This window comes from Paracoccus sp. MBLB3053, assembly GCF_031822435.1.
GTDB classification, from domain to species: domain Bacteria; phylum Pseudomonadota; class Alphaproteobacteria; order Rhodobacterales; family Rhodobacteraceae; genus Paracoccus; species Paracoccus aurantius.
The window spans coordinates 264,934-279,009 of record NZ_JAVQLW010000004.1; the positions used below are offsets into that span (position 1 = coordinate 264,934).

10 protein-coding genes are annotated in these 14,076 nt (G+C 64.9%); 4 read left to right on the top strand and 6 right to left on the bottom strand.

The features are described from left to right. Positions 1-11: 11 nt before the first annotated feature. The 3 genes from aspT (RGQ15_RS19845) to cax are packed head-to-tail and all read left to right on the top strand — an operon-like array spanning position 12 to position 4,520. Entirely contained in the window at positions 12-1,703 is a 1,692-nt protein-coding gene (gene aspT / locus RGQ15_RS19845) for an aspartate-alanine antiporter (protein ID WP_311162557.1), read from the top strand. Positions 1,704-1,726: 23 nt separating this feature from the next. Continuing rightward, the gene (aspT, locus tag RGQ15_RS19850; protein ID WP_311162558.1) at positions 1,727-3,418 is read left to right on the top strand and encodes an aspartate-alanine antiporter; all 1,692 of its coding nucleotides are present in this window, start codon (positions 1,727-1,729) and stop codon (positions 3,416-3,418) included. 13 nt (positions 3,419-3,431) lie between these two features. Continuing rightward, a complete protein-coding gene (gene cax, locus RGQ15_RS19855; RefSeq protein ID WP_311162559.1) occupies positions 3,432-4,520 on the top strand; it encodes a calcium/proton exchanger in 1,089 nt (362 codons plus the stop codon). A 256-nt stretch (positions 4,521-4,776) separates the two neighbouring features. On the opposite strand, the gene RGQ15_RS19860 is transcribed toward cax, so the two are convergent. The 6 genes from RGQ15_RS19860 to RGQ15_RS19885 form a co-directional block, all read right to left on the bottom strand. Beyond that, on the bottom strand, positions 4,777-6,210 hold the full coding sequence (locus RGQ15_RS19860) for an NAD-dependent succinate-semialdehyde dehydrogenase (protein ID WP_311162560.1): 1,434 nt from the start codon (positions 6,208-6,210) through the stop codon (positions 4,777-4,779). A gap of 34 nt (positions 6,211-6,244) precedes the next feature. Continuing rightward, positions 6,245-7,666: an FAD-binding oxidoreductase gene (locus RGQ15_RS19865; RefSeq protein ID WP_311162561.1), complete on the bottom strand. Its 1,422-nt coding sequence runs from the start codon at positions 7,664-7,666 to the stop codon at positions 6,245-6,247. A 104-nt stretch (positions 7,667-7,770) separates the two neighbouring features. After that, positions 7,771-8,499 (bottom strand): GntR family transcriptional regulator, encoded by a 729-nt coding sequence (locus RGQ15_RS19870; RefSeq protein WP_311162562.1) that lies wholly within the window; start codon positions 8,497-8,499, stop codon positions 7,771-7,773. A gap of 376 nt (positions 8,500-8,875) precedes the next feature. Next, the gene (tcuB, locus tag RGQ15_RS19875; RefSeq protein WP_311162563.1) at positions 8,876-9,967 is read right to left on the bottom strand and encodes a tricarballylate utilization 4Fe-4S protein TcuB; all 1,092 of its coding nucleotides are present in this window, start codon (positions 9,965-9,967) and stop codon (positions 8,876-8,878) included. Next, positions 9,957-11,387, bottom strand: a complete 1,431-nt coding sequence (gene tcuA / locus RGQ15_RS19880; RefSeq protein ID WP_311162565.1) for an FAD-dependent tricarballylate dehydrogenase TcuA — start codon at positions 11,385-11,387, stop codon at positions 9,957-9,959. The genes tcuB and tcuA overlap by 11 nt, the downstream gene beginning before the upstream one ends. Positions 11,388-11,427: 40 nt before the next feature. Next, complete coding sequence (locus tag RGQ15_RS19885) at positions 11,428-12,093, bottom strand: GntR family transcriptional regulator (protein WP_311162567.1); 666 nt, start codon at positions 12,091-12,093, stop codon at positions 11,428-11,430. A 254-nt stretch (positions 12,094-12,347) separates the two neighbouring features. On the opposite strand from RGQ15_RS19885, the gene RGQ15_RS19890 reads away from it, so the two are divergent. Beyond that, positions 12,348-14,075 carry an FAD-binding protein gene (locus RGQ15_RS19890; RefSeq protein WP_311162569.1) on the top strand — a complete coding sequence of 576 codons (1,728 nt, stop codon included), beginning with the start codon at positions 12,348-12,350 and terminating at the stop codon, positions 14,073-14,075. The last annotated feature ends 1 nt before the right edge of the window (position 14,076 follow it).

Sequence of the window (14,076 nt, forward strand, 5' to 3'; positions counted from 1 at the left end):
GGGGGAAAGTCATGTTCAGCTATATCGCGGAAACGCTTCGCGCCAACCCGCAGCTTGCGATCTTCCTGACGCTGGCGATCGGCTACTGGGTGGGGGCGCGGCGCTTCGGCAGCTTCAGCCTTGGCGCGGTGACCGGGACGCTGCTTGCGGGCGTTGTCATCGGCCAGATCGGGATCGACATTTCCAGCCAGGTGAAGTCGATCTTCTTCATCATGTTCCTGTTTGCGGTGGGCTTCGGGGTCGGGCCACAATTCGTGCGCGGCATCGCGACCGACGGGTTGCCGCAGGCGCTGTTCGCGGTCGTGGTTTCGGTCCTGTGCCTTGCCGGGGTCTGGATCGCGGCCAAGGTCTCGGGTTACGGCCCGGGACTTGCCGCCGGCTTGCTCGCCGGCGCGCAGACCATCTCGGCCTCGATAGGGCTAGCGACGGACGCCATCAACGGGGCGGGGCTTAGCCCCGAACAGACCAAGGCCGAGCTGGACCTGATGCCCGTGGCCTATGCCATCACCTATCTTTTCGGCACCATCGGCACCGGCTGGATCCTGGCATTCGTCGGGCCGAAGATACTGGGCGTCGACATCGCCGAGGCCTGCGCCCGCTATGAGCGCGAGGTTCTGGCTGGCGGCAGCAAGGATGCGAGCCATCTGAGCGCTTGGCGCGCGCGAGAGCTGCGCGCCTATCGTGTGCGCGAAGGCGGCATGGCGGTCGGCCAATCCGCAATCGCTGTCGAGACGCTGGCCGAGGGCGAGCGCATCTTTGTCGAGCGCATCCGCCGCGATGGCGAACTCGTCACCCCCAGCCCCGAGACCGTGCTGAAAGCGGGCGACCTCGTCGCAGTTTCTGGCAAGCGCGACGTGCTGGTGAAGCTCTTCGGCGAGACCCAGGAGGTCGATGACCAAGATCTATTGGATATCCCGGTCGAGGCCGTCGACGTGCTGCTGACCAGCAAGGCACTGGATGGCCGCGAGTTGATCGATCTGGCGAAGGAACCCTACACGCGCGGGGTCTATCTGAACTCGATCCGGCGCGGTTCGATGGCGGTGAATATCCCCGTCATGCCCAAGACCATGCTGAACCGGGGCGACATCGTCCGCGTCGCCGGATCGACCGCCCATGTCGCCGAATTCGTCAAGAAAGTCGGTTTCGCGGATCGCCCGCAGACGGTCACGAATATGGTGCTGGTCGGGTTGTCCATCTTTATCGGCGGGCTGATCGGGGCCTATGTAATGCCGGTCGGTGGGATTCCGATCACGCTTTCGACCTCGGGGGGCGCGCTGATCGTGGGCATCCTGGTCGGCTGGCTGCGCACGGTGAAGCCGCAGATCGGCAATATCCCGCAGCCCACCCTGTGGTTCATGAACTCGGTCGGGCTGAATGTCTTCATCGCCATCGTTGGGATTTCCTCGGGGCCGACCTTCATCGCCGGGCTGAAAGAGGCGGGCTTCGGGCTGTTCTTCTGGGGACTTTTCGCCACCGCAGTGCCGATGCTGCTCGCGCCCTATATCGGCAAGTACATTTTCAAGTTCGATGACGCGATCAATCTTGGCTGCTGCGGCGGGGCGCGGACCTCGACGGCATCGGTCGCCATGGTGGGCGAGGTCGCCAAAAGCGACGTACCCATGCTGGGCTATACCGTCCCCTATGCCGTCAGCAACACGCTCTTGACGCTTTGGGGGCTGGTGATCGTGCTGCTGATCCTCTGAACCCCAAGGGGGAAGGCGGAAACATGGAAGCGATCCGATCTTTCTTCGCGCATTCCCCGATCGCGGTGCTCTTCGTCTGCGTCGCGATCGGCTTCGCCATCGGGCGGATCAAGGTGGCGGACATTCCGATCGGTGGCATTGCGGGCACGCTTTTCGCCGCGATCATCGTGGGCCAGGTCGGGGTCGAGGTCGACGAGAACATCAAGACCATGGCCTTTGCCCTGTTCATCTATTCGCTGGGCTATGTCTCGGGGCCAGGCTTTTTCCAAAGCCTCGGGCGCAGCACGCTCAGCCTCGTCAACCTGTCGCTGGTCTCAAGCTTCCTGATCTTCCTGACAATCTGGGGGCTGGCGCAGGTCTTCGGCCTGGACAAGGGCACGGCGGCGGGGTTGCTGGCGGGCGGGATCACCGAATCCGCCGCCGTCGGCACCGCCAGCGAGGCCTTGGGAAGCCTGCCTCTGCCGCCCGACCAGATTGCCGCGATGCAGGCCAATATCGGCGTGGCCTATGCCATTACCTATCTCTTCGGCTTCACTCTGGTCGTGTTCTTCGTCAGCCTGATCGCGCCCCGGATCATGCGGATAGACCTTCCGGCCGAGGCCGCCGCCTACACTGCCGTCATGGGTATCGGCAGCGATGATGAAATTGGCCCGGAACAGGAATCCGCGCTGCGCAGCGTCGTCGCCCGCGCCTATCAGGTGACGCGGCAGGAAGCTGCGGGTCTCGACATCGCCGAATTCGAGAAGCGCTTCAACGGCTTCGTCACAGTGCAGCGGATGATGCGCCGGGGCCGCCCGATCGAGGCGGCGAAGACCCAAACCCTTGCCATCGGCGACCGAATTGCGCTGCTGGGCCGGATCGACGAGCTACTTCAGGCGGGCGCTTTCCTTGGCACCGAGACAACCAACATGCGCGGCCTCGAACTGGTGGGCGAGACCCGGACCGTCGTGCTGACGAACAAAGCCTTCATCGGCGAGACCATCATGGCGGTGCGCGCCCGCATCGATCCCGAGCAACGCCGGGGCGTCCATGTCACTAAAATCTCGCGTTTGGGTCAAAGCCTGGTCCCCCGCCCGAAGATGCGGCTGGAAGCCGGCGACACCGTGACCCTTTACGGCACCCCCGAGGCGCTGGACGGCGCCGAGCCGATCATCGGCTATGCGGTGGATCAGGGCATCGCGGTCGACTACGTCTATCTGGGGCTTGGCATCATCGTCGGCATCGCGATCGGCATGGTCACGATCAAGATCGCGGGATCGCCCGTCGCGCTGCATACCGGCGGCGGCTGCCTTCTGTCAGGTCTGCTGTTCGGCTGGCTGCGCGCGCGCCATCCCAGCTTTGGCGGCCTGCCCCCCGCCACCGCGCTGCATCTGCGGGATTTCGGCCTTGCGATCTTCATCGCCTGCGTCGGGCTTGCCACCGGGCCGCAGGCCTTGGCCCTGCTGAGGCAGCAAGGCATCCTGCTTCCTGTCCTTGCGATCATTGCCATCATCCTGCCGATCGTCGTCTCGCTGTTCTATGCCCGCTATGTTCTGAAGTTGAACCCGGCCGTGATCTGCGGCGCACTGGCGGGATGCTTCACCTGCACGGCGGGACTGAACGCCGCCGTGCAGGCCGCGGGAAACGAGGCCCCCGTGCTTGGCTATACCGTGCCCTATGCCATCTCGAACGCGACGCTGACCCTGCTCGGCCCCATTCTCGTGCTGACCGTCTGAAGGAGCGTGCAAAGTGACCCAATTGCTTGGCAGGATCCGCGCCACGCCGCTGCTTTGGCTCTTGGCCTTCGTGCCCGTCGTGTTGCTGTTCGAGATGGTCACCCCCGGATCGCATACCCTGCTGTTCCTGCTTTCTGTGCTGGCCATCGTGCCGCTCGCCGCGCTCCTCAGCCTCGCGACGGAATCCGTGGCCGAGAAGACCGGGGACGCGGCGGGCGGGCTGATCAACGCCACGCTTGGCAACCTGACCGAGCTGGTGATCGCCCTGACCGCGCTGGCCGCCGGGCAATACGGGCTGGTCAAGGCCTCGATCGCGGGGGCCATCGTCACCAATGCGCTCTTCATGCTGGGCGCGTCCTTCCTGCTGGGCGGGCTGCGCCACCATGTGCAGGAATTCAACCGCGTCGGCGCCCGCTTCCAGGCCAGCCTGCTCTTCATCGCGACGGTGGCGCTGCTGGTGCCCTCGGCGGTGGGCACGGCCGATCGCGTGACCGATCCCGTGGCGATCCAGAAGCTCAGCCTGATGCTCGCGGTCCTTTTGATCGCGGGCTATGTGCTGGGGCTGTATTTCTCGCTCGGCACCCACAAGGAGGCCTTTGCCAGCGCCGAACACGAGGCCCATGAGGATGTGCTGCCGATCGGTGTCGCGCTGATCACGCTGGCCGTCGTCACTGTGCTCGTCGCGCTGGTCAGCCATATCTTCGTGGCCTCGGTCGAGGTCGCGGGCGCGGCGCTGGGGCTCACGCCCGCCTTCGTCGGCTTCATCATCGTCTCGCTGGTCGGAGGCGCGGCCGAATTCGCCTCGGCCTTCTCGGCGGCGCGCAAGGACCGGCTCGACCTCAGCGTCAGCATCGCGCTTGGCAGCGCGGTTCAGATCGCGCTCTTCGTCGGACCGGTCCTGGTCCTGCTGAGCTATGTGATCGGGCCCGCGCCGATGGGCCTCGACTTCTGGCCCGGTGCGGTCGTGATGATGCTGATCTCGGCGCTGTCGGCTGCGATGCTCACGAATGGCGGGCACTCGACCTGGTTCCTTGGCGTGCTCGTGCTGATGGTCTATGCGATCTTCGGCCTGACGCTTTATGTCCTGCCGCCCGCGCCATGAATACGCGCCTCCGAGATCCTGTTTGGCCTGATCATGGTCCTGACCTTCCTGCGGATCTCGCATGCCGTCGCCCTCAAGGCATTCTCTGGATCCTGATCGAGCTGATCCAAGCATCCACGCAAGGGGCACAGTTGCGCCCGCGTTGTGCTGGTGCGCGAGGATTGCGAAGGCTTCGTTCAGTCAATCCGGACCGCAGAAACCTGATCGTCAGCGACATGGGCCTGTGCCTGCCGCGAACGGCAGGCACTGGGCGAGATCAGGCCGTCTGGGTGACGAACTTGGTGTTGACATAGGCGTCGAGCGCCTCGGTCCCGCCTTCCGATCCGTAGCCTGAATCCTTGATGCCGCCAAAGGGCACTTCGGGCAGGGCTAGTCCGAGATGGTTGATTGTCAGCATCCCCGCTTCGACCTTCCGGGCCAGCATGGCCCGCGTTTCGGCGGCCGCGGTAAAGGCATAGGCGGCGAGGCCATAGGGCAGACGGTTCACCTCGTCCATCAGCGCGGTCTCGTCGCGGAAGGGGATCATGGGCGCGAGCGGACCAAAGGGCTCCTCATGCATGATCCGCGCATCCTCGGGAACCGAGGTCATGATCGTCGGCTGGAAGAAATAGCCCTTGTTGCCATGTCGCGCCCCGCCGATGCGGATTTCGGCCCCCTTTTCGCGGGCATCGGCGACCATCTCCTCCATCGCGGACAGACGGCGGGCATGCGCCAGCGGGCCCATCGTCACGCCTTCGTCAAGCCCGTCGCCCAGTTTCAGCGCATTTGCCGCAGCCTCGAACCGGTCAAGGAACTGGTCCATCACGTTCTCATGGATCAGGAATCGGGTCGGCGACACGCAGACCTGCCCGGCATTGCGGAACTTGTTGAAGCTCAGAAGTTTCGCGGCCTGATCCACATCGGCATCGGCAAAGACGATGGCAGGGGCATGGCCGCCCAGTTCCATCGTGCTGCGCTTCATGTGCAGCCCGGCCAGCGCGGACAGTTCCTTGCCGATCGCAGTCGATCCGGTGAAGGAAATCTTGCGGATGTCAGGATGCGGGATCAGGTGCTTGGACACCATCGCGGGCACGCCGAAGACAAGGTTGAGCACCTCGGCAGGCACGCCCGCATCGACAAAGGCCTGGACCAGCGCCATCGGGCTGGCGGGTGTCTCTTCGGGCGCCTTGAGCACGACGGAACAGCCCGCCGCCAGTGCCGCCGAGATCTTGCGGACCGCCTGGTTGAGCGGAAAGTTCCATGGCGTGAAGGCAGCAACCGGACCCACTGGCTCGCGGATGACCTGCTGATGGACATTCGGCGCACGGGCAGGAATGACGCGGCCGTAATTCCGGCGCGCTTCCTCGGCGAACCAGTCGATGACATCGGCGCAGGCGAGGGTTTCGACCATGGCCTCGGCCAGCGGCTTGCCCTGTTCGATGGTCAGGTTGCGGGCGACCCTCTGCGCACGCTCGCGCAGCAGTTCCGCGGCCTTGCGCATGATCTTGTAGCGGTCGAACACGCCGACATCGCGCCAGATGGCGAACCCGCGGACCGAGGCCTCGACAGCACGGTCGAGGTCGCTTTCGGTTGCAAGGGGAACATGTCCGATCACCTCTTCGGTCGCGGGGTTCAGGACCGGCTGGCTGGCGCCGTCCGTGGCCGCGCACCATGTGCCGGCGATGAACATCATCGGATTGGGATAGGACATTTTCGTCTCCAGTTTCTGAAATCTTGCGGCCCGGTCAGAGCAGCTTGCCGGGGTTCATCAAGCCCTGCGGATCAAGCGCCGACTTGATGCGGCGCATCATCTCGAGTTCGGGCCCGGCCCGCAGGCGGGCAAGGCTGTCGCGCTTTGCCTGACCCACGCCATGTTCGGCCGAAAAACTGCCGCCAAGTCCCTCGGCCAGATCGGCGAGCGCGGCATTGATCGCGGGTTCGCAGGCCCGCAGCGCATCGGCATGATCGCGCGACGCCGGGCTGACGTTGAAGTGGATGTTCCCGTCGCCAAGATGGCCGTAGCAGATCGGCTGGGCATCGGCGCAGATCCCGGCGATCAGGGCGCTGCCCCTCGTGAGCAATTCGGGAATGCTGCCGATCGGGACCGAGACATCGTTCTTGACCGAATGGCCAAGGCCGTTCTGCGCGAACGAGATCGCCTCGCGGAAGGCCCAGAACGCCTCGCGCTGCGCGACGCTCTGGGCCAGGAGGGCATCGGTGATCTCGCCCCGCTCGAGCCCGCTTACCAAGGCATCGTGCAGGCGATCCTGCGTCGCCTCGGTGCCGGTGAAATCCTCGGCTTCGATCAGCAGGCAGGCGCTGGGGCCACCCGGCAGGGCCAGCGCCGCCGCGAGTTCCGGCCGCTGGTCCGAGATCAGCGCCACGGTCGCGGCGTTCATGTATTCGAAGGCGACAAGGGCATCCGGCAGGCTGCTGCGCAGCTTGACGAGCAGCGACAGCGCAGCGTCGATCGACGCGACCGGGCAGAATGCCGTCAGCACGCTCTTGGGTGCAGGCACCAATTGCAGGACCGCACCGGTCACGATGCCCAATGTCCCCTCGCTGCCGATGAAGACCTGCTGCAATGCATATCCGGTATTGTCCTTGGCGACCGGGCGCATGCCGTCCCAGACACGTCCGTCGGGCAGAACGACCTCGAGCCCGGTGACGCGCTGGCGCGTCATGCCGTGTCGCAACACATTGCTGCCGCCCGCATTGGTGGCGATGATGCCACCGATCTGGGCCGAACCTTCCGAGCCGATCAGGACCGGTAAATCCAGCTGGTGCCGGGCGGCATGGGCGCGCGCTGCGCCAAGCGTCATCCCGGCGTCAACGGCCATGGTCATGCCAAGCGGGTCGATCGAACGGAGGGCCGATATGCGCTCGAGCGAAAAGACGACCTCTCCGGCCAGCGGAATTGCCCCGCCGACCAGGCCCGTCCTTCCGCCCTGAGGGACGATCGACGCGCCCGCCGCGGCGCATAGCGCGACCGCCTGCGCGACCTCTTGGGTCGAGCGGGGCAGGATCACGCAGATCGCGTTGCCGGCATAGCGCCCGCGCCAGTCGCTTTCATAGGCCATGCGGTCCGCCGGATCCGTCAGGACGCCGGACTTTCCCAAGGCCGTGGTCAGCTTCCGGATCAGCTCGTCATTTGCGTGGTCAGGCATGCAGGTCTCCGTCTAAAGGCCAGATCCGCCCGCCATTCACTGCCCGGCCGCGCATGGGGAGTTTCGGATAGATGGCCGGACGCTAGATCTGTGATCTCAGACTGTCAACGCGAATCTGAGATCGCAGTTATCTCGCCGGCCTTTCGACGATCATCGCAGGACAGTTTCATGCTGACCTGCACAAGCCGCATCCCGTCCATGATATCCGCGGCCACTGCCTCGCCCAGCCTGGCCGCGTCGCCATCGCGCAGCGCCTCAAGAATCACCGGATGCTGGTCCTCTTCGGCGGGCCGGCCTGCATAGCGTTCGAAGACGAGGCGCATCAGCGGGCCGAATTGCAGCCAGAGTGTCTCGATGAGCCGCATCACGGTCGGGCCGGGCTTCGCTGCATAGATCTTGAAGTGAAACTCGTAATTTCCGAGCATGTAGGCCTCGACATCGCCCGAGGCGAGGCCGCGATTCATGCGCTGGTCGATATCGCTCAGCTCGGCGATCAGCGTCTGGGTCACCTCGGGCATGGCGCGCATGGCTGCCGCAGGTTCAAGCTGCATGCGGCTGAACAGCAGATCGTCGAAGCGCTGAGGGGTCATCTGGGGCACGACAATGCTGCTTTTCGAGCGCACTTCCAAAGCCTGCTCGGCCGCAAGACGCGAGACGGCCTCGCGGACCGGCATCGGGCTGACGCCCAGCTCGCGGGCGAGCGCGCGGGAAGACAGGACCTGATCGGGCGTGATCGCACCGGTCACCAGCCTGCGCCTCAATGTTTCGTAAGCCATGGCGCGCAGTGGCGCATCGGCCGCCTTCCTTGCTTCTTCATCGATTCCGCTTGGCATCGGCCCCTCAACTGCCCGTAGCTCTGGGCAGTGCGATGGGGCAGGACAATCGGGGCGCAATGTCTTCGGGAGGCGTCAAGCGGCGTCTTTCCTGCTCAGAAACTCATGGCGGCAAGCCTACGTGAAGCGGATTCCGTGTCAACTCGCCCCATGAGCGCCGTGAAGCGCCCGTCGTCCCGAATGATGCATTCCAGAACGGATCATGCCCGCTTTACAATGACTTCTAAGGATAATTCTCACCCTGTCATGTCTGGCCCAGACGGCCAGGACGATGCCTCTGCAGGTGTCCGATCACGTCTCTCATGATCTGGTGATGCTCGACCGGGCGCGATTTGGTGTCTCGGCAGGGTCCGAGGGCCGAGGGGCCCCAACCGGGCTAAGTCTTTTTCTGTTCTTCAATGATGAGCGCGGCAAGTCGAAAGAACCCATGCACCATTTTCGAATAGGGCAGCAGCAGAAAGAAGCCGAAGACCGATCCCAGATGCAGGGCGAGAAACGCCCTGAGCGCCCAGCCGGTCGATTGATCAAGCGCAAGACCGCTGGATGCAATCAGGAAAAGCAACAGGACGAAGGCCATTTCCCCGCCCCAGACGCGGCTGGCGCCAAGGCTGCGATCCGCCTTCAGCTTCAGGAGGGCAAGACATGCAGATCCGGCGCAAAGGAGGACCCCGCCGGACAGGCCGAGCAGTTTCGGCGGGCTGAACAGCCCATATGGTGCAGGCATCGCGAAGGCATAATGCATCACCGTCGCGACAGAAGTGGCCGCCAGGCAGAGCATGAAGCCCAGAACGACCACTTGATGGGCGTGCCGACGCGCGTTGGAATAGCGGTCCCGCTTTTCGAAATTGCAGCCCTGTCCCTGACCTCCAGACAGGTTCCGCAACCTGATCGCGCTCGCAAATGCGGCTTTCATCTCTGATCCTCGGACCGCCCTTCCACCGGTTGCAGTCCAGTAGCGGCGCAGCCCCATCGCGACCACGAGAAGGGGCAAGAGGAAGGCCGGAAGGAATATCGCGACCATCACCTCATGCGGGATCAGGTCGTAAAAATCCGTCTCGGCCGAAACAGATCCGCTCGACATGACCAGTAGCAGCAGGCTGATCGCCCCGACCAGCACAGCCGCGACGGCGAGCCCGCTTTGGTGAAAGACGCGCGCCAGAGGTTCGGGCCAGGCATGATCTTGCCAGGATGTCTGCCGGACCTCGGCAAGGATCGCGGGAATGTTCAGGGCGAATTCATGCGGAGGCGTATATTGGCAGGAATACCAGCAGCCCCGGCAATTATGGCAAAGATTGGCAAGATGGGTGATATCGCCCGAGGCAAAGCTTTTCTGCCGGGTCATTGCCGGAAAGACCGAGCAGAACCCCTCGCAATAGCGGCAGGCATTGCAGATTTCGAGCTGCCGGGCAGCTTCGTCATGCAGGTCCGGCAAGGGGATTTCGACCGCACGGACCAGATCAAAGGACATGTTCTGCGGCCTCCTTGCCTGCGATGCGCCCGAAAACGGTGCCGATTGCCATGCCGAAGCCGGCCAGGTAGCCCTGGCCCAGGATCGAACCGGCCATGATCTCGCCCGCGGCCCAGACATTGGCCAAGGCGCCGTAGGGGCGCTGAACCTGCGCCCGATCCGAGACTTTCAGGCCGAGATAGGTGAAGGTCACGCCGGGGCGGAGCGCATAGCCGTAAAAGGGCGGCTCGATGATGGGGCGCGCCCAGTTCGTCTTGGGGGGGGCCACCCCTTCTGTGCGTAGCCCGTCCAGTTCTGTCGGGTGGAATTTCCCGGGGCGACAGGCGGCATTGAATTCCGAAATCGTCGCTTCGAGCCTGCCGGGATCGAGCCCCAGCCGTTCGGCCAGCTCGCCGATCGTCGCGCCCTTGATGGGCGGAAAGACCGAGGGCATGAAGAGATCAAGCGATCGCGCATCGATGATCGCGAAGGCCACCTGATCGGGCTCGGCCGCGACGAGCCGGCCCCAGATCGCGTAGCGCTTGGGCCAGGTATCCTGCCCTTCGTCATAGAATCTTGCAGCGTCGCGATTGACCACGACGGAAAACGGCACGCAATCAAGGCGGGTGCAGATGCCGCCGTCATATTTCGGGGCGCGCCCGTCGATGGCGACGCAATGGCATTGCGTCGGGTCGCCCACGGTTTCGATCCCCTGGTCGATCATGTCCCGCAGCACCGTGCCGCGATTGTAGGGCGTGCCCCGGATCAGGAAGTTCGCGGCCGAAGGTCCCCAGGCCCGCGTCAGCCAGTCGATATCGGACTGGAACCCGCCCGAGGCGAGGACGAAGCCCCTGCCCTCGATCCTCTGGACCGGGCCGCCCGCGACCGAGACCTCGACATGGCTGCAGTGCTCGCCCTCGAGATGGACGTGGCTGACCTGGGCTTCGTAAAGAACCGTGACGCCCAGATCCTCGCAGGCATTGTAATAGGCATTGACCAGCGCCTTGCCGCCGCCAAGGAAAAAGGCATTGGTCCGCGACAGCGACAGCGTGCCGGACAGCGAAGGCTGGAAATGGACGCCATGCGCCGCCATCCAGGAAAAGCAGCCCTCCGAGTTGCGGATCACCATGCGGGCCAGGGCCTCGTCGGTCTGCCCCTTTGTCACCAGCATCAGGTCGTCGAAATATTCATCCTCGCCATAGCTGCCGGTCAGGACCGAGACCGGGGCTTCGTGCATGCAGCGGAAGTTCCGCGTATGCCGGCTATTGCCGCCGCGATAGGGCTTCGGCGCCCCTTCAAGGATGATCACGCTGGCCCCCGCCTCGGCCGCGGTGATCGCCGCGCAAAGTGCGGCATTGCCGCCACCGACCACCACGAGATCCCATTTGCCGTCCCGCGGAGCGGTTGGCTTCCGGCGGCCCCATCTTGCGTGACATGTCATTTCGGACGTCCTGCCTCCCCTCAGCCGCCCCTTGGGACGGTCAATCCTCCAATGGCCTTTCGATCCGGCGCAGCTTGCGCAGGCGCACCATCTGCGCCGCCTCCATATGGGCGCGCATGCTTGCCTCGGCCGAAGCCCCGTCCCGGTCCAGAAGCGCGTCGATGAGCTGGCGGTGTTCTTCAGCGGCGCGGGCCACCCGGTCGGTCTCCATCAGCGTCGTCGGCCCCAGCAGCAGCATGGTCTTCTGCAGGCCGCGCATGGACCGGGCAAGAAAGCGATTGCGCGCCGCCTCAAGCAGCATGGCGTGGAACTGGCGGTTCAGCTCGGCCGCCGCGCGCTCGTCCGGAGCGGCCGCGAATTCGGTGTTAAGCTCGGCCAGCTGGCGCAGCTCGGCCTCGTTCGCGGCACGGCTCGCGAGGCGCGCTGCGGTGCCTTCCAGGACGGCGCGCATCTCGTAAAGTTCCATCACCTCGGCATAGTCGAGCAGGCGGATCGTGGCGCCCTGGCGCGGCTGATGCACCACCAGCCCGTCCATCTCCAGAAGCCGGATCGCCTCGCGCACCGGGGTCCGAGAATGTCCGAGGCGTTCGGCCAGTTCCACCTCGCGCAGCCGCGCGCCCGGAGCCATCTGGCCGGTGCGGATTTCGTCCAGAAGCCGGCGATAGACCAGCTGCCCCTGGGGCATTTCCTCGATGAGTTCCGACATGATCCATTCCTTGCATCCCTATGGATACAACCGGATGCACCTTGGATCAAGCCCCTCCGAAGTCACCCGAGATTTCAGCCAAGAAATTGAAATAAAGCACGTATCTTGAGAACTCCGGGCATTCCCTCCCGGCCATATGAGGAAACTATGCACCCCGAAGAATTCCCTATTGGGATTATGGGGCAGTTTCGGCCTAGATCAGGGCAAGGCAGAAACCCGCCCCGCTTCGGGTGGCGAGGAAAGGATGGCTACCCATGCGGCTTGATCCGGCGGGGCGCCGCCCGCTGGAGGAACTGGACGAGGTCGATCTGATCGTTCTCGGCTCGGGTGCCGGTGGGCTCAGCGCCGCCCTTACGGGTGTCTTGGAAGGAATGCGGGTTGCGCTGCTCGACCATGCGCCGGTCCTGGGCGGCACCACGGCGCGCTCTTCTGGAACGGCATGGATCCCGGACAACCGCTTGATGCGCGCTGCGGGCTTCCCCGAGGATCGCGAGCCCGCGCAAGCCTATCTTCAGGCACTCGTCGGCACGAAAGGATCGACCCGGCCTTGGGAGACCTTCCTGGACCTTGCCCCTCGCATGCAGGCCGATCTTGAGGATCGCGCTGGCATCCTGTTCCGGCCCTATCTGCGCGCGCCGGATTATCGCAGCAACCTGCCCGGCGCGGCCAGCGGCGGCCGGGCGCTCGAACCCGCGGCCTTTGACGGGCGCTTGCTGGGGGGCTGGTTTGCGCTGCTTGCCCCTCCGCTGGCGGAACTGACAGTGCTGGGCGGGATGATGCTCACCCGCGCCGAGGCACAAAGGCTCATTCGGGCAGAGCGTTCCGCCCGCGCCATGCAGGAAGGCGCGCGGCTGCTGGTTCGGCATCTTCGCGACCGTTGGCATCACCCGCGCGGAACGCGGCTGGTCATGGGCAATGCGCTGGTCGCAAGGATGCTGCACGCATTCCTGATGCGCGGCGGCATGGCCTGGGAAAATGCCCATACGCAGCGGATCGAGACCGCGGCAGGACGGGTTGCGGGCGTCAGCGGCTCGGCCGAGGGTCGCGCGTTCCACCTGAAGGCGCGGCGGGGCATCGTACTGGCCGGGGGCGGTTTTCCCGCAGATCCCGAAGCAGGGGCGCAGCAACTTCCCCCCACGGCCAGCGGACATACGGTAGCCTCGCCCTTTGCGCGGGGCAAGACGATCCGGCTGGGCCTGCAGGCGGGGGGACAGCTTGGCCCCTCGGTCGGAACGAACGGCTTCTGGTTTCCGTCCTCGCTGATGGTTCGGCCGGGCGGCGGATTGGCGGTCTACCCTCATATCGCGCTCGACCGTGCCAAGCCGGGATCGTTGATCGTGGACCGGACCGGACGGCGTTTCGCCAATGAGGCGGCCAGCTATCACGATTTCGGCGAGGCCATGCACGCGCGCGGTCGCGATGCCCTGCCCTGCTGGATGATCGCGGACGCCGCTTTCATACGCCGCTATGGGTTTGGATTGATCCGGCCACGGACGCGAAGGCTCGGCCCCTATCTTGCGGCGGGCTATCTGAAACGGGGCGAGGATGTCGCCGATCTGGCCCTTCGACTGGGCCTTGAACCGGAACGCCTGCGCGCGACGATCAAGGATTTCAACGCCCTGGCCGGCCGGGGCAAGGACGAGGATTTCGGGCGCGGCGAAAGCGCCTATGAGCGTTCGAATGGCGATGAAGGCCGGGAGCTCGCAAACCCCTGCCTTGCCGAGATTGGTCCGGGGCCGCTTTTCGCGCTCGCGCTTTGGCCGACGCCGCTCGCGACGGCGCGGGGGCTGGCCTGCGGTGAGGCCGGGCAGGTGCTGGACGGATCTGGCATCGCCATCCCGGGCCTTTATGCTGCGGGCAATGACATGCAATCGGTTTTCGCCGGGGAATATCCCGGGGCCGGCGCCCAGATCGGCCCCGCCATGACATTCGGCTGGGCCGCGGCGCGGCACGCGGCCCGCCAGGAGGAGATGGCAGAATGAT

Bases quoted from the DNA above. Each gene is read 5' to 3' on its own strand.
- aspT (WP_311162557.1), top strand. From the start codon at position 12: ATGTTCAGCTATATCGCGGAAACGCTTCGCGCCAACCCGCAGCTTGCG.
- aspT (WP_311162558.1), top strand. From the start codon at position 1,727: ATGGAAGCGATCCGATCTTTCTTCGCGCATTCCCCGATCGCGGTGCTC.
- RGQ15_RS19860 (WP_311162560.1), bottom strand. From the start codon at position 6,210: ATGTCCTATCCCAATCCGATGATGTTCATCGCCGGCACATGGTGCGCG.
- RGQ15_RS19865 (WP_311162561.1), bottom strand. From the start codon at position 7,666: ATGCCTGACCACGCAAATGACGAGCTGATCCGGAAGCTGACCACGGCC.
- RGQ15_RS19870 (WP_311162562.1), bottom strand. From the start codon at position 8,499: ATGCCAAGCGGAATCGATGAAGAAGCAAGGAAGGCGGCCGATGCGCCA.
- tcuB (WP_311162563.1), bottom strand. From the start codon at position 9,967: ATGTCCTTTGATCTGGTCCGTGCGGTCGAAATCCCCTTGCCGGACCTG.
- tcuA (WP_311162565.1), bottom strand. From the start codon at position 11,387: ATGACATGTCACGCAAGATGGGGCCGCCGGAAGCCAACCGCTCCGCGG.
- RGQ15_RS19885 (WP_311162567.1), bottom strand. From the start codon at position 12,093: ATGTCGGAACTCATCGAGGAAATGCCCCAGGGGCAGCTGGTCTATCGC.
- RGQ15_RS19890 (WP_311162569.1), top strand. From the start codon at position 12,348: ATGCGGCTTGATCCGGCGGGGCGCCGCCCGCTGGAGGAACTGGACGAG.